This window comes from Pseudomonas sp. FDAARGOS_380 (assembly GCF_002591235.1).
Taxonomy (GTDB): domain Bacteria; phylum Pseudomonadota; class Gammaproteobacteria; order Pseudomonadales; family Pseudomonadaceae; genus Aquipseudomonas; species Aquipseudomonas salmasensis.
Window position 1 is genome coordinate 2538749 of the sequence record NZ_CP023969.1, and the last position, 21994, is coordinate 2560742.

The window sequence follows — 21994 nt, forward strand, 5'->3', positions numbered from 1 at the left end:
TGGTGGCTCTTGCCACCGGCCTTTTTCCGTTCTTGGCTGTCGACTCGGTCGCCGCCATTAACGCGCTGTAGCCACCCGAAGCGGTGGTGCAAACCATGGGGTTTGCAAGATTTTCTGGCTGCTCCCGTCGGAGGGGCCAAACAAGCAGGTGACCAAGCTGGGGAACGCTGATGGCTTACTCATATACTGAGAAAAAACGTATCCGCAAGGACTTTAGCAAGTTGCCGGACGTCATGGATGTCCCGTACCTTCTGGCTATCCAGCTGGATTCGTATCGTGAATTCTTGCAGGCGGGAGCGACCAAAGATCAGTTCCGCGACGTGGGCCTGCATGCGGCCTTCAAATCCGTTTTCCCGATCATCAGCTACTCCGGCAATGCTGCGCTGGAGTACGTCGGTTATCGCCTGGGCGAACCGGCATTTGATGTCAAAGAATGCGTGTTGCGTGGCGTTACGTACGCCGTACCTTTGCGGGTAAAAGTCCGTCTGATCATTTTCGACAAAGAATCGTCGAACAAAGCGATCAAGGACATCAAAGAGCAAGAAGTCTACATGGGCGAAATCCCACTGATGACTGAAAACGGTACCTTCGTAATCAACGGTACCGAGCGTGTAATCGTTTCCCAGCTGCACCGTTCCCCGGGCGTGTTCTTCGACCACGACCGCGGCAAGACGCACAGCTCCGGCAAACTCCTGTACTCCGCGCGGATCATTCCGTACCGCGGTTCGTGGTTGGACTTCGAGTTCGACCCGAAAGACTGCGTGTTCGTGCGTATCGACCGTCGTCGCAAGCTGCCGGCCTCGGTATTGCTGCGCGCGCTCGGTTACACCACTGAGCAGGTGCTGGACGCTTTCTACACCACCAACGTATTCAGCCTGAAGGATGAAACCCTCAAGCTGGAGCTGATCGCTTCGCGTCTGCGTGGTGAAATTGCTGTCCTGGACATCCAGGACGAGAAGGGCAAGGTCATCGTTGAGGCTGGCCGTCGTATCACTGCGCGCCACATCAACCAGATCGAAAAAGCCGGTATCAAAGAGCTGGAAGTGCCACTGGACTACGTCCTGGGTCGCACTACCGCCAAGGTCATCGTTCACCCGGCTACAGGCGAAATCCTGGCTGAGTGCAACACCGAGCTGAACACCGAGATCCTGGCCAAGATCGCCAAGGCCCAGGTTGTTCGCATCGAGACCTTGTACACCAACGATATCGACTGCGGTCCGTTCATCTCCGACACACTGAAGATCGACTCCACCAGCAACCAATTGGAAGCGCTGGTCGAGATCTATCGCATGATGCGTCCTGGTGAGCCACCAACCAAAGACGCTGCCGAAACCCTGTTCAACAACCTGTTCTTCAGCCCTGAGCGCTATGACCTGTCTGCGGTCGGCCGGATGAAGTTCAACCGTCGTATCGGTCGTACCGAGATCGAAGGTTCGGGCGTGCTGTGCAAGGAAGACATCGTCGCGGTATTGAAGACCCTGGTCGACATCCGTAACGGCAAAGGCATCGTCGATGACATCGACCACCTGGGTAACCGTCGTGTTCGCTGTGTAGGCGAAATGGCCGAGAACCAGTTCCGCGTTGGCCTGGTACGTGTTGAGCGTGCGGTCAAAGAGCGTCTGTCGATGGCTGAAAGCGAAGGCCTGATGCCGCAAGACCTGATCAACGCCAAGCCAGTGGCTGCGGCGGTGAAAGAGTTCTTCGGTTCCAGCCAGCTTTCGCAGTTCATGGACCAGAACAACCCGCTCTCCGAGATCACCCACAAGCGCCGTGTTTCTGCACTGGGCCCGGGCGGTCTGACCCGTGAGCGTGCTGGCTTTGAAGTCCGTGACGTACACCCGACGCACTACGGTCGTGTTTGCCCGATCGAAACGCCGGAAGGTCCGAACATCGGTCTGATCAACTCCCTGGCTGCCTATGCGCGCACCAACCAGTACGGCTTCCTCGAAAGCCCGTACCGTGTGGTGAAAGACGCCCTGGTCACCGACGAGATCGTATTCCTGTCCGCCATCGAAGAAGCTGATCACGTGATCGCTCAGGCTTCGGCCACGATGAACGACAAGAAAGTCCTGGTCGACGAGCTGGTAGCTGTTCGTCACCTGAACGAGTTCACCGTCAAGGCGCCGGAAGACGTCACCTTGATGGACGTTTCTCCGAAGCAGGTAGTTTCGGTTGCAGCGTCGCTGATCCCGTTCCTGGAACACGATGACGCCAACCGTGCGTTGATGGGTTCCAACATGCAGCGTCAAGCTGTACCAACTCTGCGTGCTGACAAGCCGCTGGTAGGTACCGGCATGGAGCGCAACGTAGCGCGTGACTCCGGCGTTTGCGTCGTGGCTCGTCGTGGCGGTGTGATCGACTCCGTTGATGCCAGCCGTATCGTGGTTCGTGTTGCCGATGACGAAGTAGAAACTGGCGAAGCCGGTGTCGACATCTACAACCTGACCAAATACACCCGCTCGAACCAGAACACTTGCATCAACCAGCGTCCGCTGGTGAGCAAGGGTGATCGCGTTCAGCGTAGCGACATCATGGCCGACGGCCCGTCCACCGACATGGGTGAACTGGCTCTGGGTCAGAACATGCGCATCGCGTTCATGGCATGGAACGGCTTCAACTTCGAAGACTCCATCTGCCTGTCCGAGCGTGTGGTTCAAGAAGACCGCTTCACCACGATCCACATCCAGGAACTGACCTGTGTGGCGCGTGATACCAAGCTTGGGCCTGAGGAAATCACTGCAGACATCCCGAACGTGGGTGAAGCTGCACTGAACAAGCTGGACGAAGCCGGTATCGTTTATGTAGGTGCTGAAGTTGGCGCTGGCGACATCCTGGTCGGTAAGGTCACTCCGAAAGGCGAGACCCAACTGACGCCGGAAGAGAAGCTGCTGCGTGCCATCTTCGGTGAAAAAGCCAGCGACGTTAAAGACACCTCCCTGCGTGTACCTACCGGTACCAAAGGTACTGTCATCGACGTACAGGTCTTCACCCGTGACGGCGTTGAGCGTGATGCTCGTGCACTGTCCATCGAGAAGACCCAGCTCGACGAGATCCGCAAGGATCTGAACGAAGAGTTCCGTATCGTTGAAGGCGCGACCTTCGAACGTCTGCGTTCCGCTCTGGTAGGCCACAAGGCCGAAGGTGGCGCAGGCCTGAAGAAAGGTCAGGACATCACCGACGAAATCCTCGACGGTCTTGAGCACGGCCAGTGGTTCAAACTGCGCATGGCTGAAGATGCTCTGAACGAGCAGCTCGAGAAGGCCCAGGCCTATATCGTTGATCGCCGCCGTCTGCTGGACGACAAGTTCGAAGACAAGAAGCGCAAACTGCAGCAGGGCGATGACCTGGCTCCAGGCGTGCTGAAAATCGTCAAGGTTTACCTGGCAATCCGTCGCCGCATCCAGCCGGGCGACAAGATGGCCGGTCGTCACGGTAACAAGGGTGTGGTCTCTGTGATCATGCCGGTTGAAGACATGCCGCACGATGCCAATGGCACCCCGGTCGACGTCGTCCTCAACCCGTTGGGCGTACCTTCGCGTATGAACGTTGGTCAGATCCTTGAAACCCACCTGGGTCTCGCGGCCAAAGGTCTGGGCGAGAAGATCAACCGTATGATCGAAGAGCAGCGCAAGGTCGCAGACCTGCGTAAGTTCCTGCACGAGATCTACAACGAGATCGGCGGTCGCAACGAAGAGCTGGACACCTTCTCCGACCAGGAAATCCTGGATCTGGCGAAGAACCTGCGCGGCGGCGTTCCAATGGCTACCCCGGTGTTCGACGGTGCCAAGGAAAGCGAAATCAAGGCCATGCTGAAACTGGCAGACCTGCCAGAAAGCGGCCAGATGCAGCTGTTCGACGGCCGTACCGGCAACAAGTTCGAGCGCCCGGTTACTGTTGGCTACATGTACATGCTGAAGCTGAACCACTTGGTAGACGACAAGATGCACGCTCGTTCTACCGGTTCGTACAGCCTGGTTACCCAGCAGCCGCTGGGTGGTAAGGCTCAGTTCGGTGGTCAGCGTTTCGGGGAGATGGAGGTCTGGGCACTGGAAGCATACGGTGCTGCATACACTCTGCAAGAAATGCTCACAGTGAAGTCGGACGATGTGAACGGTCGTACCAAGATGTACAAAAACATCGTGGACGGCGATCACCGTATGGAGCCGGGCATGCCCGAGTCCTTCAACGTGTTGATCAAAGAAATTCGTTCCCTCGGCATCGATATCGATCTGGAAACCGAATAACACGTGACGCGAATCGAGAGCGGGGCTGTTTAGCCCGCTCTCTGCTCCGCCAGGAGGAAAGGCCTTGAAAGACCTACTGAATTTGCTGAAAAACCAGGGTCAAGTCGAAGAGTTCGACGCTATCCGTATTGGATTGGCATCGCCTGAGATGATCCGTTCGTGGTCGTTCGGTGAAGTTAAAAAGCCGGAAACCATCAACTACCGTACGTTCAAACCTGAACGTGACGGCCTGTTCTGCGCCAAGATCTTTGGCCCGGTAAAGGATTACGAGTGCCTGTGCGGTAAGTACAAGCGCTTGAAGCACCGTGGTGTGATCTGCGAGAAGTGTGGCGTTGAAGTCGCACTGGCCAAGGTTCGTCGTGAGCGCATGGCGCACATCGAACTGGCTTCGCCGGTTGCCCACATCTGGTTCCTGAAATCGCTGCCGTCCCGTATCGGCTTGCTGATGGACATGACCCTGCGCGATATCGAACGTGTTCTCTACTTCGAGAGCTATGTCGTTATCGACCCAGGCATGACCACCCTTGAAAAAGGTCAGCTGCTGAACGACGAGCAGTACTTCGAAGCGCTGGAAGAGTTCGGCGACGATTTCGATGCTCGCATGGGTGCCGAAGCTGTCCGCGAACTGCTGCACGCTATCGACCTGGAGCACGAGATTGGTCGTCTGCGCGAAGAGATTCCGCAAACCAACTCCGAAACCAAGATCAAGAAGCTGTCCAAGCGTCTGAAGTTGATGGAAGCCTTCCAGGGTTCCGGCAACTTGCCAGAGTGGATGGTGCTGACCGTTCTGCCGGTTCTGCCGCCAGACCTGCGTCCGCTGGTACCGTTGGACGGTGGTCGTTTCGCGACGTCCGACCTCAACGACCTGTACCGCCGCGTGATCAACCGTAACAACCGCTTGAAGCGCCTGCTTGATCTGTCCGCTCCGGACATCATCGTGCGCAACGAAAAGCGTATGTTGCAAGAAGCGGTCGATGCCCTGCTCGACAACGGTCGTCGTGGCCGCGCTATCACAGGTTCCAACAAGCGTCCTCTGAAATCCCTGGCTGACATGATCAAGGGTAAGCAAGGTCGTTTCCGTCAGAACTTGCTCGGTAAGCGTGTTGACTACTCCGGTCGTTCGGTAATTACCGTAGGCCCGACCCTGCGTCTGCACCAGTGCGGTCTGCCTAAGAAGATGGCACTCGAGCTGTTCAAGCCGTTCATCTTCGGCAAGCTGGAAATGCGCGGTCTCGCGACCACCATCAAAGCGGCCAAGAAAATGGTCGAGCGCGAACTGCCAGAGGTTTGGGACGTTCTCGCTGAAGTGATCCGCGAACACCCGGTTCTCCTCAACCGTGCACCGACCCTTCACCGTCTGGGTATCCAGGCGTTTGAACCGGTACTGATCGAAGGTAAGGCTATCCAGCTGCACCCTCTGGTCTGTGCTGCGTACAACGCCGACTTCGACGGCGACCAAATGGCCGTGCACGTACCGCTGACACTGGAAGCCCAGTTGGAAGCGCGTGCGTTGATGATGTCGACCAACAACATCCTGTCGCCAGCCAACGGTGAGCCAATCATCGTTCCGTCGCAGGACGTTGTATTGGGTCTGTACTACATGACCCGTGAAGCGATCAACGCCAAAGGCGAAGGTCGTGTGTTCGCTGACCTGCAAGAAGTTGACCGTGTGTTCCGTGCCGGCGAAGCCGCACTGCACGCCAAGGTCAAGGTGCGGATCCACGAAACGGTCAACGACCGTGACGGCGGCAGCGTGAGCAACACCCGTATCGTCGACACCACTGTCGGCCGTGCGCTGTTGTACCAGGTTGTGCCGAAAGGTCTGTCGTACGACGTCGTCAACCTGCCGATGAAGAAAAAGGCGATCTCCAAGCTGATCAACCAGTGCTACCGCGTGGTTGGTTTGAAAGAGACCGTTATCTTCGCTGACCAGTTGATGTACACAGGTTTCGCTTACTCGACTATCTCCGGCGTTTCCATCGGCGTTAACGACTTCGTTATCCCGGATGAAAAAGCTCGCATCATCAGTGCTGCCACTGACGAAGTGAAAGAGATCGAGAGCCAGTACGCCTCCGGCCTGGTAACCCAGGGCGAGAAGTACAACAAGGTGATCGACCTTTGGTCCAAAGCGAACGACGAAGTTTCCAAGGCGATGATGGCCAACCTCTCGAAAGAGAAAGTCATCGACCGTCACGGCGACGAAGTTGACCAGGAATCCTTCAACTCGATGTACATGATGGCCGACTCGGGCGCGCGGGGTTCTGCTGCGCAGATCCGTCAGCTCGCCGGTATGCGTGGCCTGATGGCCAAGCCGGACGGTTCCATCATCGAAACGCCGATCACTGCGAACTTCCGTGAAGGTTTGAGCGTACTTCAGTACTTCATCTCCACTCACGGTGCTCGTAAGGGTCTTGCGGATACCGCGTTGAAAACCGCTAACTCCGGTTACCTGACTCGTCGTCTGGTAGACGTTGCACAAGATCTGGTTGTAACCGAGATCGATTGCGGCACCGAGCACGGCCTGCTGATGACTCCGCACATTGAAGGCGGTGACGTTGTAGAGCCACTGGGTGAGCGCGTATTGGGTCGTGTTATTGCCCGTGACGTATTCAAGCCAGGTACCGAGGAAGTTATCGTTCCTGCCGGCACCCTGGTTGACGAGAAGTGGGTCGAGTTCATCGAACTCAACAGCATCGACGAAGTGATCGTTCGCTCGCCGATCAGCTGCGAAACCCGCTACGGCATCTGCGCCAAGTGCTACGGCCGTGACTTGGCTCGTGGTCACCAGGTGAACATCGGTGAAGCGGTCGGCGTTATCGCTGCCCAGTCCATCGGTGAGCCGGGTACCCAGCTGACCATGCGTACGTTCCACATCGGTGGTGCGGCAAGCCGGACCTCCGCAGCCGACAGCGTTCAGGTGAAGAATGGCGGTACCGTCCGCCTGCACAACCTCAAGCACGTTGAGCGAGTGGATGGCCACCTGGTTGCTGTGTCCCGTTCCGGTGAGCTGGCCATCGCTGATGACTACGGTCGTGAGCGTGAGCGTTACAAGCTGCCGTACGGTGCTGTGATTTCGGTTAAAGAAGGTGACAAGGTCGACGCTGGCGCAATCGTGGCCAAGTGGGATCCGCACACTCACCCAATCGTTACCGAAATGAAAGGTACCGTGACCTACGTGGGCATGGAAGAAGGCATCACGATCAAGCGTCAGACTGACGAATTGACCGGTATGACCAACATTGAAGTACTCGACGCCAAAGATCGTCCAGCTGCCGGTAAAGACATCCGTCCTGCCGTGAAGATGGTCGATGACAACGGCAAGGATCTGTTGCTGCCAGGCACTGACGTAATCGCTCAGTACTTCCTGCCAGCCAACGCCCTGGTCGGTGTAGCGGATGGTGCGAAGATCGCGATCGGTGATGTTATCGCGCGTATCCCGCAAGAAACTTCGAAGACCCGTGACATCACCGGTGGTCTGCCGCGTGTTGCCGACTTGTTCGAAGCTCGTCGTCCGAAAGAAGCGTCGATTCTGGCTGAAGTCAGCGGCACCATCGCGTTCGGTAAAGAGACCAAGGGCAAGCGCCGTCTGGTCATTACCCCGAACGACGGTAGCGATCCGTATGAAGAGCTGATTCCGAAGTGGCGTCACCTGAACGTGTTCGAAGGCGAACAGGTAAACCGCGGCGAAGTTATCTCCGACGGCCCGAGCGATCCACACGACATCCTGCGTCTGCTGGGTGTGAGTGCGCTGGCCAAGTACATCGTTAACGAGATCCAGGACGTTTACCGTCTGCAAGGCGTGAAGATCAACGACAAGCACATCGAGACCATCCTGCGTCAGATGCTGCGTAAAGTTGAAATCGCTGAATCCGGCGATTCCAGTTTCATCAAGGGCGACCAGATGGAACTGACTCACGTACTGGTAGAAAACGAGCGCCTGGCGAACGAAGAGAAATTTGTCTCCAAGTTCACTCGCGTGCTGCTGGGTATCACCAAGGCGTCGTTGTCCACTGAGTCGTTCATCTCGGCGGCCTCCTTCCAGGAGACCACTCGCGTACTGACCGAAGCAGCGGTAACCGGCAAGCGCGATTACCTGCGCGGCCTGAAAGAAAACGTAGTCGTGGGTCGTCTGATCCCGGCGGGTACCGGTTTGGCTTATCACAGCGAGCGTAAGCGTCGCCGTGATGCTGACAAGCCGCTGCGCGTAAGCGCCAGTGAAGTGGAAGCTGCACTGACCGAAGCGCTGAACTCAAGCGGTAACTGAGTTCTGCGATAGATGAGTCTGGGCCCTGACACTCCCATTCGTCGGATCGAGGCATTTTTGCCCCGGTTCGACGCGAGGGGAGGTCGGGGCCTTGCCTTGACTGGGGACAAGATCCTCTTTAGACTCTTGTACCCCTAAATTTGGCGGGAATTCGTTCCTGCCATTTTGCTTTTCTTGCAAGACAATAGCGTCGCAAGACAACAGTGGAGCTAGTAGATGGCAACTATCAACCAGCTGGTACGTCAGCCGCGTAAGCGTATCGTCGAGAAATCCGACGTACCTGCGCTGCAGAACTGCCCGCAACGTCGTGGCGTATGCACCCGTGTGTATACCACCACGCCGAAAAAACCTAACTCGGCACTGCGTAAAGTATGCCGTGTGCGTCTGACCAACGGTTTCGAGGTTTCCTCGTACATCGGCGGTGAAGGCCACAACCTGCAAGAGCACAGCGTGGTACTGATCCGCGGCGGTCGTGTAAAAGACTTGCCAGGTGTTCGTTATCACACCGTACGCGGTTCTTTGGATACTTCCGGCGTTAAAGGTCGTAACCAGGGTCGTTCGAAGTACGGTACCAAGAAGCCTAAGTAGTAGCGGCTTTTTGTAAACCTGAATCATCTTATTTTCTGAGTCGATAAGAGTAAGGTCGGAGGCGTCCCGAAAGGGCACCGATTCCGAGCGAACCTGAAGACCGTTTGAGGGCTTATCCATGCCAAGAAGACGCGTAGCAGCCAAGCGCGAAGTGCTTGACGATCCAAAATACGGAAGCCAAATTCTGGCCAAGTTCATGAACCACGTGATGGAAAGCGGCAAGAAAGCCGTTGCCGAGCGTATCGTTTATGGCGCGCTGGAAAAGGTTAAAGAACGCAAGAACAGCGACCCCCTGGAAATCTTCGAGAAAGCTCTCGACGCCATCGCTCCGCTGGTCGAAGTGAAGTCGCGCCGTGTAGGCGGTGCTACTTACCAGGTTCCGGTTGAAGTTCGCCCGTCCCGTCGTAACGCTCTGGCAATGCGCTGGTTGGTAGACTTCGCCCGTAAGCGCGGCGAGAAGTCTATGGCTCTGCGTTTGGCCGGCGAACTGTTGGACGCTGCTGAAGGTAAAGGTGCTGCTGTTAAGAAGCGTGAAGACGTGCACCGTATGGCTGAAGCCAACAAAGCTTTCTCGCACTACCGCTTCTAATTTTAGCTTCACTAATTTTGCGAGGGCTTTATGGCTCGTACTACTCCGATTAGCCGCTACCGTAACATCGGTATCGTCGCTCACGTGGATGCTGGTAAAACCACCACCACCGAGCGCGTACTGTTTTACACCGGCAAAAGTCACAAAATGGGCGAGGTGCATGACGGCGCCGCGACCACAGACTGGATGGTTCAGGAGCAGGAGCGTGGTATTACCATTACTTCTGCTGCTATTACCGCCTTCTGGAAAGGTTCCGAGAAGCAGTACAAAGACGAGCATCGCTTCAACGTAATCGATACCCCGGGCCACGTAGACTTCACCATTGAAGTTGAGCGTTCCCTGCGCGTACTCGACGGCGCTGTCGTTGTGTTCTGCGGCACCTCGGGTGTTGAGCCTCAGTCGGAAACCGTATGGCGTCAAGCCAACAAGTACGGCGTTCCGCGTCTTGTTTATGTAAACAAGATGGACCGTGCTGGTGCCAACTTCCTGCGCGTGATCGGTCAGATCAAGCAGCGTCTGGGTCACACTCCGGTGCCTATCCAGTTGGCTATCGGTTCCGAAGACAACTTCCAGGGTCAGATCGATCTGATCAACATGGAAGCTGTTTACTGGAACGATTCCGACAAAGGTATGGTTCCTGTTCGTAAGCCTATCCCTGAAGAGCTTCAGGAGCTGGCTGACGAGTGGCGCAACAACATGGTTGAGGCTGCTGCCGAAGCCAGCGAAGAGCTGATGAACAAGTACCTCGAAGGTGAAGAACTCACCAACGTGGAAATCAAGGCCGCTCTGCGTCAGCGTACTATCGCTGGTGAGATCGTCTTGGCTGTTTGCGGTTCTTCGTTCAAGAACAAGGGTGTTCCCCTGGTTCTCGACGCCGTTATCGACTACCTGCCTGCTCCAACCGACATTCCTGCTATCAAGGGTTCCAACCCTGATAACGAGGAAGAAGAAATGGAGCGTCACGCCGATGACAACGAGCCGTTCTCGGCTCTGGCGTTCAAGATCGCTACCGACCCATTCGTGGGTACTTTGACCTTCGTCCGCGTTTACTCGGGCGTGTTGGCCTCCGGCGACGGCGTGATCAACTCGGTTAAAGGCAAGAAAGAGCGCGTGGGTCGTATGGTGCAAATGCACGCAAACGCCCGTGAAGAGATCAAGGAGGTGCGCGCTGGTGATATCGCGGCCCTGATCGGCATGAAGGACGTCACCACTGGTGAGACTTTGTGCGACGCTGCCAAGCCAATCATCCTGGTTCGCATGGACTTCCCGGAGCCGGTTATTTCGGTTGCCGTAGAGCCTAAGACCAAGGATGACCAGGAAAAAATGGGTATCGCTCTGGGCAAGCTTGCTCAGGAAGATCCATCTTTCCGCGTCAAGACTGATGAAGAGACTGGTCAAACGATCATCTCCGGCATGGGCGAGCTGCACCTGGACATCCTGGTTGACCGGATGCGCCGTGAGTTCAACGTCGAAGCCAACATCGGTAAGCCTCAGGTTTCCTATCGTGAGCGCATCACGAAGAACTGTGAAATCGAAGGCAAGTTCGTTCGTCAGTCCGGCGGTCGTGGTCAGTTCGGTCACTGCTGGATCCGTTTTGCTCCTGCTGACGAAGGTCAGGAAGGTCTGCAATTCGTGAACGAAGTAGTAGGTGGTGTTGTTCCTAAGGAATACATCCCTGCTATCCAGAAGGGTATCGAAGAGCAGATGAAGAACGGTGTTGTTGCCGGCTATCCGCTGATCGGCCTGAAAGCAACCGTTTTTGACGGTTCTTACCACGACGTCGACTCCAACGAGATGGCGTTTAAGGTGGCTGCTTCCATGGCAACCAAGCAACTGGCCCAGAAGGGCGGTGGTGAGTTGCTTGAGCCAATCATGGCGGTAGAAGTTGTTACACCTGAAGACTATATGGGTGATGTCATGGGCGACCTTAACCGTCGTCGCGGCATGATCTTGGGTATGGAAGACACGGTTTCCGGCAAAGTGATTCGCGCCGAGGTTCCGTTGGGCGAGATGTTCGGTTATGCGACCGACGTTCGTTCCATGTCCCAGGGTCGCGCAAGCTACTCTATGGAATTCAAAAAATACAACACAGCTCCGGCGCACATCGCTGAAACTGTATCCAAAAAACAAGGCTGATTCAGTCCTTTAGGCAAGGAGTTAATTGTCGTGGCTAAAGAAAAATTTGATCGTTCCCTACCGCACGTCAACGTTGGCACCATCGGTCACGTTGACCACGGTAAAACCACTCTGACTGCTGCTCTGACTCGCGTTTGCTCCGAAGTATTCGGTTCCGCAATCGTTGATTTCGATAAAATCGACAGCGCGCCAGAAGAGAAAGCTCGTGGTATCACCATCAACACCGCGCACGTTGAATACAACTCGCTGATCCGTCACTACGCTCACGTTGACTGCCCAGGTCACGCTGACTATGTGAAGAACATGATCACCGGTGCTGCCCAGATGGACGGCGCAATCCTGGTTTGCTCGGCCGCTGATGGTCCGATGCCACAAACCCGTGAGCACATCCTGCTGTCCCGTCAGGTTGGCGTTCCGTACATCGTGGTTTACCTGAACAAGGCTGACCTGGTAGACGACGCTGAGCTGCTGGAACTGGTTGAGATGGAAGTGCGCGATCTGCTGAGCACTTACGACTTCCCAGGTGACGACACTCCGATCATCATCGGTTCTGCTCGTATGGCTCTGGAAGGCAAAGACGATAACGAAATGGGCACCACGTCCGTTCGTAAACTGGTTGAGACTCTGGACAGCTACATCCCAGATCCAGTCCGTGTTATCGACAAGCCGTTCCTGATGCCAATCGAAGACGTATTCTCGATCTCCGGTCGCGGTACTGTTGTAACTGGCCGTATCGAGCGCGGTATCGTCAAGGTACAAGATCCACTGGAAATCGTTGGTCTGCGTGACACTACCGTCACCACCTGCACCGGTGTTGAAATGTTCCGTAAGCTGCTCGACGAAGGTCGTGCTGGCGAGAACTGCGGCGTTCTGCTGCGTGGTACCAAGCGTGACGACGTTGAGCGTGGCCAGGTTCTGGTCAAGCCAGGTTCGGTTAAGCCGCACACCAAGTTCGAAGCTGAAGTGTACGTGCTGAGCAAAGAAGAAGGCGGTCGTCACACTCCGTTCTTCAAAGGCTACCGTCCACAGTTCTACTTCCGTACTACTGACGTGACTGGTAACTGCGAACTGCCGGAAGGCGTAGAAATGGTAATGCCAGGCGACAACATCAAAATGGTTGTCACCCTGATCAAAACCATCGCTATGGAAGACGGTCTGCGTTTCGCTATCCGTGAAGGCGGCCGTACCGTTGGTGCTGGCGTTGTAGCTAAAATCATCGAGTAATCTCTCTTTTGAGTGAGCTTTGATGTTTTGAGAAAGCCCCCGCTTAGCGGGGGCTTTTTTATTGGGTTGACACCTATCTAGGGCGTCTATAGAATTGCGCCTCCTTTTAACGGGCGTATTGCGCCCGGTGGGAATAGCAGCCGGAGTCTGAAATCCAATGCAAAATCAGCAAATCCGTATCAGGTTGAAGGCTTTTGACCATCGCCTGATCGACCAATCCACCCAGGAAATCGTGGAAACCGCGAAACGTACTGGTGCTCAAGTGCGTGGTCCAATTCCACTGCCTACCCGTAAAGAGCGGTTCACCGTTCTGGTCTCCCCGCACGTCAACAAAGACGCGCGTGACCAGTACGAGATCCGTACTCATAAGCGCGTACTGGACATCGTCCAGCCAACGGATAAAACCGTTGATGCACTTATGAAGCTCGATCTGGCGGCCGGTGTGGAAGTACAGATCAGCCTCGGCTAAGACTTGGGTCTTAGTCGTGTAACGCTCTGAAATGGGCGGCCATAGCGGGTGAAAGCCCCGTACACTCATGAGGTTTACAACATGACTATTGGTGTAGTCGGTCGTAAATGCGGTATGACCCGTATTTTCACCGAAGAAGGTGTCTCCATTCCGGTCACGGTCATTGAGATCGAACCGAATCGCGTCACCCAGTTCAAAACTGAAGAGACCGATGGCTATCGTGCAGTGCAAGTCACTGTCGGCGAGCGTCGTGCTTCGCGCGTGACTGCTGCTCAAGCAGGTCACTTCGCTAAAGCAAACGTTGCAGCTGGTCGTACTGTCATGGAGTTCCGTCTTGAAGACGGCGACTACCAGGCTGGCGATCTGATCAACGCTGAAATCTTCGCCGCTGGTCAACTGGTTGATGTAACCGGTCAGTCCAAAGGTAAAGGCTTCCAGGGTACGATCAAGCGTTGGAATTTCCGTGGTCAAGACAACACTCACGGTAACTCCGTTTCCCACCGCGTCCCGGGCTCTATTGGCCAGTGCCAGACTCCTGGTCGTGTATTCAAGGGCAAAAAAATGTCCGGTCATATGGGCGCTGAGCGCGTGACCGTGCAGTCCCTCGAAGTAGTGCGCGTCGACGCTGAACGCAATCTGTTGTTGGTCAAGGGTGCTGTTCCTGGCGCTACTGGCGGCAACCTGGTTGTACGTCCAGCGGCCAAGGCTCGCGGTTAAGGGGAAGCTGACATGCAATTAAATGTAAATGACGCTCAAGCGATCGAAGTTTCCGAACTGACATTTGGCGGCGAATTCAACGAGACGCTCGTTCACCAAGCAGTCGTGGCCTACATGGCCGGCGGCCGTCAAGGTAGCAAGCAGCAAAAGACCCGTTCCGACGTACGTGGTGGCGGTAAGCGCCCTTGGCGTCAGAAAGGCACTGGCCGTGCTCGTGCCGGTACTATCCGTAGCCCAATCTGGCGTGGCGGCGGTACCACTTTCGCAGCTCGTCCACAGGATCACTCTCAGAAGCTCAACAAGAAGATGTACCGCGCAGCACTGCGCTCCATCCTTGCTGAACTCGTGCGTACTGATCGTCTGGTCGTGGTTCAGGACTTCGCTGTTGAAAGTCCAAAAACCAAAGATCTGCTGGGCAAACTGAACAACATGAGCCTGACCGACGTTTTGATCGTGTCCGAAGCTGTTGATCAGAACCTGTACCTGGCTGCTCGCAACCTGCCACACGTTGATGTACGTGACGTGCAAGGTTCCGATCCAGTTAGTCTGATCGCATACGACAAGGTGTTGATCACCGTGTCGGCCGTGAAGAAATTCGAGGAGCTGCTGGGATGAACCAGGAACGCGTATTTAAAGTTCTGCTTGGCCCGCACGTTTCCGAAAAGGCTACGGTTCTGGCTGACAAGAAAGGCCAGTTCGTTTTCAAGGTTGCAACTGACGCAACCAAGCTGGAAATCAAGAAGGCCGTCGAAAGCCTGTTCAGCGTGAAAGTAGAGCGTGTTACTACCCTGAATGTACTGGGTAAGAGCAAGCGCACTGCTCGCGGTCTGGGCAAGCGTAATGACTGGAAGAAGGCAGTTATCTCCCTTCAGCCAGGCCAAGATCTCGATTTCAGCAGCAGTGCTGAGTAAGGAAGGGGTGCATCATGGCAATCGTTAAATGCAAACCGACTTCCCCTGGCCGCCGTTTTGTGGTCAAGGTGGTCAACCAGGAGCTGCATAAAGGCGCTCCTCACGCACCGCTGCTCGAGAAAAAATCGAAGTCTGGTGGTCGTAACAACAATGGTCGCATTACCACTCGTCACATCGGTGGTGGCCATAAGCAGCATTATCGTCTGGTCGACTTCCGTCGCAACGACAAAGATGGCATCGCTGCCACTGTCGAGCGTATCGAATACGATCCAAACCGTACTGCTCACATCGCTCTGCTGCTGTACGCAGATGGCGAGCGTCGCTACATCATCGCCCCTAAAGGCGTGAGTGCTGGCGACCAGCTGATCGCAGGTGCTCTGGCACCGATCAAGCCGGGCAACGCTCTGCAACTGCGTAACATTCCAGTTGGTAGCACCGTACACGGCATCGAATTGAAGCCAGGTAAAGGCGCACAGATCGCTCGTTCCGCTGGTGCTTCGGCTCAGCTGATCGCTCGTGAAGGTGTCTACGTGACCCTGCGTCTGCGTTCTGGTGAGATGCGTAAAGTACTGGCTGAATGCCGTGCGACCCTGGGCGAAGTCTCGAACTCCGAGCACAGCCTGCGTTCGTTGGGTAAAGCTGGTGCCAAACGCTGGCGTGGCGTTCGCCCAACCGTTCGTGGTGTTGCCATGAACCCGGTTGACCACCCACACGGTGGTGGTGAAGGTCGTACCTCTGGTGGTCGTCATCCGGTATCGCCATGGGGCTTCCCGACTAAGGGCGCGAAGACTCGTGGTAATAAGCGTACCGACAAAATGATCGTCCGTCGTCGCAAGTAAATAGAGGGATACGACAGTGCCACGTTCTCTGAAAAAAGGTCCTTTTATTGATCTTCACCTACTGAAGAAGATCGAAGTGGCGGCGGAAAAGAACGATCGCAAACCAGTTAAAACCTGGTCGCGTCGTTCGATGATCCTGCCACAAATGGTCGGTCTGACCATCGCAGTACACAACGGTCGTCAACACGTCCCAGTTCTCGTTAACGAAGACATGGTCGGCCACAAACTGGGCGAGTTTGCCGGTACCCGCACTTATCGTGGGCACGTGGCAGACAAGAAAGCCAAGCGTTAAGGGGTTAGGAAATGGAAGTAGCCGCTAAGTTGTCGGGCGCTCGAATCTCCGCCCAGAAAGCCCGCTTGGTCGCCGACCAGATCCGCGGGAAGAAGGTGGGCGAAGCGCTCAACCTGTTGGCTTTCAGCAGTAAGAAAGCCGCCGAGATCATGAAGAAAGTGCTGGAGTCGGCCGTAGCCAACGCCGAGCATAACGAAGGCGCAGACGTTGATGACCTGAAGGTCAGCACCGTTTTCGTCAACGAAGGGCGTTCGCTGAAGCGCATCATGCCACGTGCCAAAGGCCGTGCTGATCGCATCGTCAAGCGGTCTTGCCATATCACTGTCAAGGTTGCTGACAAGTAACGGAGTCGAAGAGATGGGTCAGAAAGTACATCCCATTGGCATTCGCCTGGGAATCGTCAAGGAGCACACCTCCGTCTGGTACGCAGACGGTCGGACTTATGCGGACTACTTGTTCGCTGATCTGAAGGTGCGTGAGTATCTCCAAGACAAACTAAAAAGCGCGTCCGTAAGCCGTATCGATATCCATCGTCCGGCCCAAACTGCACGTATCACCATCCACACCGCTCGTCCAGGTATCGTTATCGGGAAGAAAGGTGAAGATGTTGAGAAACTGCGTCAGGACCTGACCAAGCAAATGGGTGTGCCTGTGCACATCAATATCGAAGAGATCCGCAAGCCGGAGCTCGACGGTATGCTGGTTGCGCAGAGCGTAGCTCAGCAGCTGGAGCGTCGCGTAATGTTCCGTCGCGCTATGAAGCGCGCCGTACAGAACGCCATGCGCATTGGTGCCAAAGGCATCAAAATCCAAGTGAGCGGTCGTCTCGGCGGTGCTGAAATCGCACGTACTGAATGGTATCGCGAAGGTCGTGTGCCACTGCACACCCTGCGTGCCGACATCGACTATGCCAACTACGAAGCTCACACCACTTACGGTGTGATCGGTGTAAAGGTTTGGATCTTCAAAGGCGAAGTAATTGGTGGTCGCCAAGAAGAACTGAAACCACAAGCACCAGCGCCTCGTAAAAAAGCTGCTAAGTAAGGGGTACGCCAAATGTTGCAACCTAAGCGTACGAAGTTCCGCAAGCAGATGACAGGCCACAACCGTGGTCTGGCTCAGCGCGGTAGCAAAGTCAGCTTCGGCGAGTTCGCGCTGAAGTCTGTAGCTCGTGGTCGTCTCACCGCTCGTCAGATCGAGTCAGCGCGTCGTGCTCTGACCCGTCACGTAAAACGTGGCGGCAAGATCTGGATCCGTGTATTCCCGGACAAGCCGATCTCCAAAAAACCTCTCGAGGTTCGGATGGGTAAAGGTAAGGGTAACGTGGAATACTGGGTAGCCCAGATTCAGCCAGGCAAAGTCCTGTATGAAATCGAGGGTGTTTCTGAAGAGCTGGCGCGTGAGGCTTTCGCCCTGGCTGCTGCAAAGCTGCCGCTCGCCACCTCCTTTGTTAAACGGACGGTGATGTGATGAAAGCGAATGAACTTCGTGAAAAATCCGCACAGCAGCTGAACGAGCAACTGCTCGGCCTGCTGCGCGACCAGTTCAATCTGCGTATGCAGAAAGCAACTGGCCAGTTGGGGCAGTCTCATCTGCTCTCGCAAGTTAAGCGTGACATCGCTCGCGTGAAGACTGTGCTCAACCAGCAGGCAGGTAAGTGATCATGGCTGAAGCCGAAAAGACTGTCCGTACGCTGACTGGCCGTGTTGTCAGCGACAAGATGGACAAAACCATCACCGTTTTGATCGAGCGTCGCGTTAAGCACCCGATCTACGGTAAATATGTTAAGCGTTCGACTAAGCTGCACGCGCACGACGAAACCAATCAGTGCCACATCGGCGACAAAGTCACTATTCGTGAAACTCGTCCGATGGCCAAGACCAAGTCTTGGGCACTGGTTGATGTTCTCGAACGCGCTGTGGAAGTCTAAGGACTAGGGGTCGGAGAAATTATATGATTCAGACTCAATCCATGCTCGATGTGGCCGATAACAGCGGCGCTCGCCGTGTTATGTGCATCAAGGTGCTGGGTGGCTCCCATCGTCGTTACGCTGGTATCGGTGACATCATCAAAGTTACCGTGAAGGAAGCAATTCCTCGCGGTAAGGTGAAAAAAGGCCAAGTGATGACTGCTGTTGTAGTCCGCACTCGTCACGGCGTACGTCGTGCTGATGGCTCCATTATCCGCTTTGATGGCAACGCTGCTGTTCTTCTGAACAACAAGCAAGAGCCGATCGGCACCCGTATCTTTGGGCCAGTGACCCGTGAACTTCGTACTGAGAAGTTCATGAAGATCGTCTCGCTCGCCCCAGAAGTGCTGTAAGGAGATCCGACATGCAAAAGATTCGTCGTGACGACGAGATCATCGTGATCGCCGGCAAAGACAAAGGTAAGCGCGGTAAGGTGCTTAAGGTTCTCGCTAATAACCGTCTCGTTATCGGTGGTCTGAACCTGGTCAAGCGTCATACCAAGCCTAACCCGATGTCGGGCGTGCAGGGCGGTATCGTCGAGAAAGAAGCTCCGCTGGATGCTTCTAACGTCGCCATCTTCAACGGCGAAACCAACAAGGCTGACCGCGTTGGTTTCAAAGTAGAAGACGGTAAGAAAATTCGTGTCTTCAAGTCGACCCAAAAAGCGGTTGATGCTTGAACACTGCTAGGTAGATTAGACCATGGCACGACTACAAGAGATTTACCGGAAGGAAATCGCCCCTAAGCTTAAGGAAGAACTTAAGCTCGGGAACGTGATGGAAGTTCCGCGCGTCACCAAAATTACCCTGAACATGGGTCTGGGCGAAGCGATCGGCGACAAAAAAGTCATCGAGCACGCTGTTGCCGACCTGGAAAAGATCACCGGTCAGAAAGTCGTTGTGACTTACGCTCGGAAATCCATCGCTGGCTTTAAAGTCCGTGAAGGTTGGCCGATCGGCGTCAAAGTGACTCTGCGCCGTGAGCGTATGTACGAATTCCTGGATCGTCTGCTGTCGATCTCCCTGCCTCGGGTCCGCGACTTCCGCGGCCTGAATGCCAAGTCCTTCGATGGTCGTGGTAACTACAGCATGGGCGTGAAAGAGCAGATCATCTTCCCGGAAATCGACTACGACAAGATCGATGCTCTCCGCGGTCTGGACATCACCCTGACCACCACTGCCAAGAACGATGATGAAGGTCGCGCCCTGTTGCGTGCTTTCAAATTCCCGTTCCGCAACTGATTGGAGTAGGACCATGGCCAAGATGAGCATGAAAAACCGCGAGCTGAAGCGTCAGCTCACGGTTGCCAAGTACGCCAAGAAGCGTGCAGCACTGAAAGCAATCATCGTTGATCTGAACGCAAGTCCAGAAGCGCGTTGGGAAGCTACAGTTGCTCTGCAGAAGCAGCCACGTGACGCAAGCGCTTCGCGCATGCGTAACCGCTGCCGCCTGACCGGTCGTCCACACGGCGTTTACCGCAAGTTCGGCCTCGGCCGTAACAAACTGCGTGAAGCGGCAATGCGTGGTGACGTACCAGGTCTGGTTAAAGCCAGCTGGTAAGTACTTTCAACGTCCAGGTGGTTGGAATCGCAAGATACTGACCGCCGGTGACCTTGAATCTGGATCAAGCCCCTTTTGGGGCTTGTTTCATTTCTGGAGTATGTCTAAAATACGCGGCTCGCCTGAGCCCGTGTTTTTTGTGCTCGGAGATTCTCGGCGACATATGTAGCCGCAAGGCTAATTTTTTTGTATTAGGAGCGTCTAGCCCATGAGTATGCAGGACCCGTTAGCGGACATGCTAACTCGTATCCGTAATGCCCAGATGGCTGAAAAGTCCGTCGTAAGCATGCCATCTTCCAAGTTGAAGGTAGCTGTTGCCAAAGTCCTGAAAGACGAAGGCTACATTGCGGGTTATCAGATCAGCAGCGAAATCAAACCACTGCTGTCCATCGAGCTGAAGTACTTCGAAGGCCGTTCGGTCATCGAGGAAGTGAAGCGCGTTAGCCGTCCAGGCCTGCGTCAGTACAAGTCCGCTGAAGATCTGCCGAAAGTTCGTGGCGGTCTGGGCGTGTCTATCGTCTCCACCAACAAAGGTGTGATGACGGATCGTGCTGCGCGCGCTGCCGGTGTCGGCGGCGAAGTTCTTTGCACTGTGTTCTAAGGGGGGATAAGCATGTCTCGCGTCGCTAAGAACCCCGTTAAGCTGCCAGCCGGTGTCGAAGTCAAATTCGCAGGCCAACAGCTTTCGGTGAAGGGTGCCAAGGGTACTCTTGAACTGAACATCCATTCGTCCGTTGAGATCGTTGAAGAAGCTGGTGAGCTGCGTTTCGCTGCTCGCAATGGCGATCAACAAACTCGCGCAATGGCCGGTACCACGCGTGCGTTGGTAAACAACATGGTCCAAGGCGTAAGCCAAGGCTTCGAGCGTAAGCTCCAGCTGGTCGGTGTTGGTTACAAAGCGCAAGCAAAAGGCACGGTTTTGAACCTTGCCCTTGGCTTCTCGCACCCAGTGGATTACGAACTGCCAGCGGGCATCACTGCTGAGACTCCTAGCCAGACCGATATCCTGATCAAGGGCATCGATAAGCAGCTGGTAGGTCAAGTGGCCGCTGAGATCCGCGACTTCCGTCCACCAGAGCCGTACAAAGGCAAAGGTGTGCGCTACGCGGACGAAGTCGTCCGTCGTAAAGAAGCCAAGAAGAAGTAGGGCATAGCAAATGACCGACAAAAAAGTTACTCGACTGCGTCGCGCTCGCAAAGCACGCCTGAAAATGCACGAACTCGAAGTCGTGCGTCTCTGCGTGTTCCGCTCGTCGCAGCACATCTACGCCCAGGTCATCTCGGCCGACGGCAACAAAGTCCTGGCAAGCGCCTCGACTTTGGATAAAGAACTGCGTGATGGTGCCACTGGCAACATCGACGCGGCCACAAAGGTTGGCCAGCTGGTCGCTACGCGTGCTAAGGCCGCTGGCGTCTCGCAAGTGGCTTTCGACCGCTCTGGCTTCAAGTACCACGGTCGCGTGAAAGCGCTGGCTGATGCTGCTCGTGAAGCTGGGCTGGAGTTCTAAGTTATGTCAAATAACGACCAAAAGCGCGACGAAGGCTACATTGAGAAGCTGGTTCAAGTTAACCGCGTAGCCAAAACCGTTAAAGGCGGCCGTATCTTCACTTTCACCGCGTTGACCGTGGTGGGTGATGGTAAAGGGCGTGTTGGCTTCGGCCGTGGCAAGTCACGTGAAGTGCCTGCTGCGATCCAGAAGGCAATGGAAGCTGCTCGTCGCAACATGATCCAAGTTGATCTGAACGGCACCACTCTGCAGTACGCAATGAAGTCCGCTCACGGCGCTTCGAAGGTGTACATGCAGCCTGCTTCTGAAGGTACCGGTATCATCGCTGGCGGCGCTATGCGTGCTGTCCTCGAAGTTGCTGGTGTGCAGAACGTTCTGGCCAAGTGCTACGGCTCGACTAACCCGGTAAACGTGGTTCACGCCACTTTCAAGGGTCTGAAGGCTATGCAATCTCCTGAGTCCATCGCTGCCAAGCGTGGTCTGACTGTCAAGGAGATCTTCTGATCATGGCTACCGTTAAAGTAACGCTGATCAAAAGCATGACCGGCCGCATCCCTAACCACAAATTGTGCGTTAAAGGTTTGGGTCTGCGTCGCATCGGTCACACTGTAGAAGTCCAGGATACTCCCGAGAATCGCGGGATGATCAACAAGGCTTACTACATGCTGCGTGTAGAGGGTTAAT

General features: G+C 55.2%; 26 protein-coding genes. All 26 read left to right on the forward strand.

The window, feature by feature from the left end; genetic code table 11:
• Window positions 1–170: 170 nt before the first annotated feature.
• Window positions 171–4244, forward strand: a complete 4074-nt coding sequence (gene rpoB, locus CRN80_RS11970) for a DNA-directed RNA polymerase subunit beta (protein ID WP_010206926.1) — start codon at window positions 171–173, stop codon at window positions 4242–4244.
• Between the two features lie 64 nt (window positions 4245–4308).
• Window positions 4309–8508, forward strand: a complete 4200-nt coding sequence (rpoC, locus tag CRN80_RS11975; RefSeq protein WP_003194653.1) for a DNA-directed RNA polymerase subunit beta' — start codon at window positions 4309–4311, stop codon at window positions 8506–8508.
• 216 nt (window positions 8509–8724) lie between these two features.
• Window positions 8725–9096: a 30S ribosomal protein S12 gene (rpsL, locus tag CRN80_RS11980; protein ID WP_002555494.1), complete on the forward strand. Its 372-nt coding sequence runs from the start codon at window positions 8725–8727 to the stop codon at window positions 9094–9096.
• 118 nt (window positions 9097–9214) lie between these two features.
• Complete coding sequence (gene rpsG / locus CRN80_RS11985) at window positions 9215–9685, forward strand: 30S ribosomal protein S7 (RefSeq protein WP_002555493.1); 471 nt, start codon at window positions 9215–9217, stop codon at window positions 9683–9685.
• Window positions 9686–9715: 30 nt separating this feature from the next.
• Window positions 9716–11821 (forward strand): elongation factor G, encoded by a 2106-nt coding sequence (gene fusA, locus CRN80_RS11990; RefSeq protein ID WP_003194651.1) that lies wholly within the window; start codon window positions 9716–9718, stop codon window positions 11819–11821.
• Between the two features lie 30 nt (window positions 11822–11851).
• The gene (gene tuf, locus CRN80_RS11995) at window positions 11852–13045 is read left to right on the forward strand and encodes an elongation factor Tu (protein WP_003176426.1); all 1194 of its coding nucleotides are present in this window, start codon (window positions 11852–11854) and stop codon (window positions 13043–13045) included.
• 157 nt (window positions 13046–13202) lie between these two features.
• Window positions 13203–13514, forward strand: a complete 312-nt coding sequence (gene rpsJ, locus CRN80_RS12000; RefSeq protein WP_003186070.1) for a 30S ribosomal protein S10 — start codon at window positions 13203–13205, stop codon at window positions 13512–13514.
• Window positions 13515–13595: 81 nt separating this feature from the next.
• The gene (gene rplC, locus CRN80_RS12005) at window positions 13596–14231 is read left to right on the forward strand and encodes a 50S ribosomal protein L3 (protein ID WP_003194649.1); all 636 of its coding nucleotides are present in this window, start codon (window positions 13596–13598) and stop codon (window positions 14229–14231) included.
• 12 nt (window positions 14232–14243) lie between these two features.
• On the forward strand, window positions 14244–14846 hold the full coding sequence (gene rplD, locus CRN80_RS12010) for a 50S ribosomal protein L4 (RefSeq protein ID WP_003176424.1): 603 nt from the start codon (window positions 14244–14246) through the stop codon (window positions 14844–14846).
• Window positions 14843–15142 (forward strand): 50S ribosomal protein L23, encoded by a 300-nt coding sequence (gene rplW / locus CRN80_RS12015; protein ID WP_002555488.1) that lies wholly within the window; start codon window positions 14843–14845, stop codon window positions 15140–15142. The genes rplD and rplW overlap by 4 nt, the downstream gene beginning before the upstream one ends.
• 14 nt (window positions 15143–15156) lie before the next feature.
• Window positions 15157–15981: a 50S ribosomal protein L2 gene (gene rplB, locus CRN80_RS12020; RefSeq protein WP_003186055.1), complete on the forward strand. Its 825-nt coding sequence runs from the start codon at window positions 15157–15159 to the stop codon at window positions 15979–15981.
• A gap of 16 nt (window positions 15982–15997) precedes the next feature.
• The gene (gene rpsS, locus CRN80_RS12025) at window positions 15998–16273 is read left to right on the forward strand and encodes a 30S ribosomal protein S19 (RefSeq protein WP_002555486.1); all 276 of its coding nucleotides are present in this window, start codon (window positions 15998–16000) and stop codon (window positions 16271–16273) included.
• Window positions 16274–16284: 11 nt separating this feature from the next.
• On the forward strand, window positions 16285–16617 hold the full coding sequence (gene rplV / locus CRN80_RS12030; RefSeq protein WP_003103908.1) for a 50S ribosomal protein L22: 333 nt from the start codon (window positions 16285–16287) through the stop codon (window positions 16615–16617).
• Between the two features lie 13 nt (window positions 16618–16630).
• On the forward strand, window positions 16631–17317 hold the full coding sequence (rpsC, locus tag CRN80_RS12035) for a 30S ribosomal protein S3 (protein WP_003176422.1): 687 nt from the start codon (window positions 16631–16633) through the stop codon (window positions 17315–17317).
• Window positions 17318–17329: 12 nt separating this feature from the next.
• Window positions 17330–17743 (forward strand): 50S ribosomal protein L16, encoded by a 414-nt coding sequence (gene rplP, locus CRN80_RS12040; RefSeq protein WP_003176421.1) that lies wholly within the window; start codon window positions 17330–17332, stop codon window positions 17741–17743.
• Entirely contained in the window at window positions 17743–17934 is a 192-nt protein-coding gene (gene rpmC / locus CRN80_RS12045; RefSeq protein WP_002555481.1) for a 50S ribosomal protein L29, read from the forward strand. The genes rplP and rpmC overlap by 1 nt, the downstream gene beginning before the upstream one ends.
• 2 nt (window positions 17935–17936) lie before the next feature.
• Entirely contained in the window at window positions 17937–18203 is a 267-nt protein-coding gene (gene rpsQ / locus CRN80_RS12050) for a 30S ribosomal protein S17 (protein WP_003194644.1), read from the forward strand.
• A 23-nt stretch (window positions 18204–18226) separates the two neighbouring features.
• Window positions 18227–18595 carry a 50S ribosomal protein L14 gene (gene rplN / locus CRN80_RS12055; protein ID WP_002555479.1) on the forward strand — a complete coding sequence of 123 codons (369 nt, stop codon included), beginning with the start codon at window positions 18227–18229 and terminating at the stop codon, window positions 18593–18595.
• 11 nt (window positions 18596–18606) lie between these two features.
• Window positions 18607–18921 carry a 50S ribosomal protein L24 gene (gene rplX, locus CRN80_RS12060; RefSeq protein ID WP_003176416.1) on the forward strand — a complete coding sequence of 105 codons (315 nt, stop codon included), beginning with the start codon at window positions 18607–18609 and terminating at the stop codon, window positions 18919–18921.
• A gap of 22 nt (window positions 18922–18943) precedes the next feature.
• The gene (rplE, locus tag CRN80_RS12065; RefSeq protein ID WP_003194642.1) at window positions 18944–19483 is read left to right on the forward strand and encodes a 50S ribosomal protein L5; all 540 of its coding nucleotides are present in this window, start codon (window positions 18944–18946) and stop codon (window positions 19481–19483) included.
• A gap of 13 nt (window positions 19484–19496) precedes the next feature.
• Complete coding sequence (rpsN, locus tag CRN80_RS12070) at window positions 19497–19802, forward strand: 30S ribosomal protein S14 (RefSeq protein WP_003176414.1); 306 nt, start codon at window positions 19497–19499, stop codon at window positions 19800–19802.
• Between the two features lie 208 nt (window positions 19803–20010).
• The gene (gene rpsH, locus CRN80_RS12075; RefSeq protein ID WP_003176413.1) at window positions 20011–20403 is read left to right on the forward strand and encodes a 30S ribosomal protein S8; all 393 of its coding nucleotides are present in this window, start codon (window positions 20011–20013) and stop codon (window positions 20401–20403) included.
• A 12-nt stretch (window positions 20404–20415) separates the two neighbouring features.
• A complete protein-coding gene (gene rplF / locus CRN80_RS12080; protein WP_003194640.1) occupies window positions 20416–20949 on the forward strand; it encodes a 50S ribosomal protein L6 in 534 nt (177 codons plus the stop codon).
• Between the two features lie 10 nt (window positions 20950–20959).
• Entirely contained in the window at window positions 20960–21310 is a 351-nt protein-coding gene (gene rplR / locus CRN80_RS12085) for a 50S ribosomal protein L18 (protein ID WP_003186037.1), read from the forward strand.
• Window positions 21311–21313: 3 nt separating this feature from the next.
• Window positions 21314–21814: a 30S ribosomal protein S5 gene (gene rpsE, locus CRN80_RS12090; protein ID WP_003176409.1), complete on the forward strand. Its 501-nt coding sequence runs from the start codon at window positions 21314–21316 to the stop codon at window positions 21812–21814.
• 2 nt (window positions 21815–21816) lie between these two features.
• Window positions 21817–21993 carry a 50S ribosomal protein L30 gene (gene rpmD / locus CRN80_RS12095; protein WP_003176408.1) on the forward strand — a complete coding sequence of 59 codons (177 nt, stop codon included), beginning with the start codon at window positions 21817–21819 and terminating at the stop codon, window positions 21991–21993.
• The last annotated feature ends 1 nt before the right edge of the window (window position 21994 follow it).

Excerpts from the sequence above, each read along its gene's own strand:
- rpoB (WP_010206926.1), top strand. The coding sequence starts at position 171 with ATGGCTTACTCATATACTGAGAAAAAACGTATCCGCAAGGACTTTAGC.
- rpsL (WP_002555494.1), top strand. The coding sequence starts at position 8,725 with ATGGCAACTATCAACCAGCTGGTACGTCAGCCGCGTAAGCGTATCGTC.
- rpsG (WP_002555493.1), top strand. The coding sequence starts at position 9,215 with ATGCCAAGAAGACGCGTAGCAGCCAAGCGCGAAGTGCTTGACGATCCA.
- fusA (WP_003194651.1), top strand. The coding sequence starts at position 9,716 with ATGGCTCGTACTACTCCGATTAGCCGCTACCGTAACATCGGTATCGTC.
- rpsJ (WP_003186070.1), top strand. The coding sequence starts at position 13,203 with ATGCAAAATCAGCAAATCCGTATCAGGTTGAAGGCTTTTGACCATCGC.
- rplC (WP_003194649.1), top strand. The coding sequence starts at position 13,596 with ATGACTATTGGTGTAGTCGGTCGTAAATGCGGTATGACCCGTATTTTC.
- rplD (WP_003176424.1), top strand. The coding sequence starts at position 14,244 with ATGCAATTAAATGTAAATGACGCTCAAGCGATCGAAGTTTCCGAACTG.
- rplW (WP_002555488.1), top strand. The coding sequence starts at position 14,843 with ATGAACCAGGAACGCGTATTTAAAGTTCTGCTTGGCCCGCACGTTTCC.
- rplB (WP_003186055.1), top strand. The coding sequence starts at position 15,157 with ATGGCAATCGTTAAATGCAAACCGACTTCCCCTGGCCGCCGTTTTGTG.
- rplV (WP_003103908.1), top strand. The coding sequence starts at position 16,285 with ATGGAAGTAGCCGCTAAGTTGTCGGGCGCTCGAATCTCCGCCCAGAAA.
- rpsC (WP_003176422.1), top strand. The coding sequence starts at position 16,631 with ATGGGTCAGAAAGTACATCCCATTGGCATTCGCCTGGGAATCGTCAAG.
- rplP (WP_003176421.1), top strand. The coding sequence starts at position 17,330 with ATGTTGCAACCTAAGCGTACGAAGTTCCGCAAGCAGATGACAGGCCAC.
- rpmC (WP_002555481.1), top strand. The coding sequence starts at position 17,743 with ATGAAAGCGAATGAACTTCGTGAAAAATCCGCACAGCAGCTGAACGAG.
- rpsQ (WP_003194644.1), top strand. The coding sequence starts at position 17,937 with ATGGCTGAAGCCGAAAAGACTGTCCGTACGCTGACTGGCCGTGTTGTC.
- rplN (WP_002555479.1), top strand. The coding sequence starts at position 18,227 with ATGATTCAGACTCAATCCATGCTCGATGTGGCCGATAACAGCGGCGCT.
- rplX (WP_003176416.1), top strand. The coding sequence starts at position 18,607 with ATGCAAAAGATTCGTCGTGACGACGAGATCATCGTGATCGCCGGCAAA.
- rplE (WP_003194642.1), top strand. The coding sequence starts at position 18,944 with ATGGCACGACTACAAGAGATTTACCGGAAGGAAATCGCCCCTAAGCTT.
- rpsN (WP_003176414.1), top strand. The coding sequence starts at position 19,497 with ATGGCCAAGATGAGCATGAAAAACCGCGAGCTGAAGCGTCAGCTCACG.
- rpsH (WP_003176413.1), top strand. The coding sequence starts at position 20,011 with ATGAGTATGCAGGACCCGTTAGCGGACATGCTAACTCGTATCCGTAAT.
- rplF (WP_003194640.1), top strand. The coding sequence starts at position 20,416 with ATGTCTCGCGTCGCTAAGAACCCCGTTAAGCTGCCAGCCGGTGTCGAA.
- rplR (WP_003186037.1), top strand. The coding sequence starts at position 20,960 with ATGACCGACAAAAAAGTTACTCGACTGCGTCGCGCTCGCAAAGCACGC.
- rpsE (WP_003176409.1), top strand. The coding sequence starts at position 21,314 with ATGTCAAATAACGACCAAAAGCGCGACGAAGGCTACATTGAGAAGCTG.
- rpmD (WP_003176408.1), top strand. The coding sequence starts at position 21,817 with ATGGCTACCGTTAAAGTAACGCTGATCAAAAGCATGACCGGCCGCATC.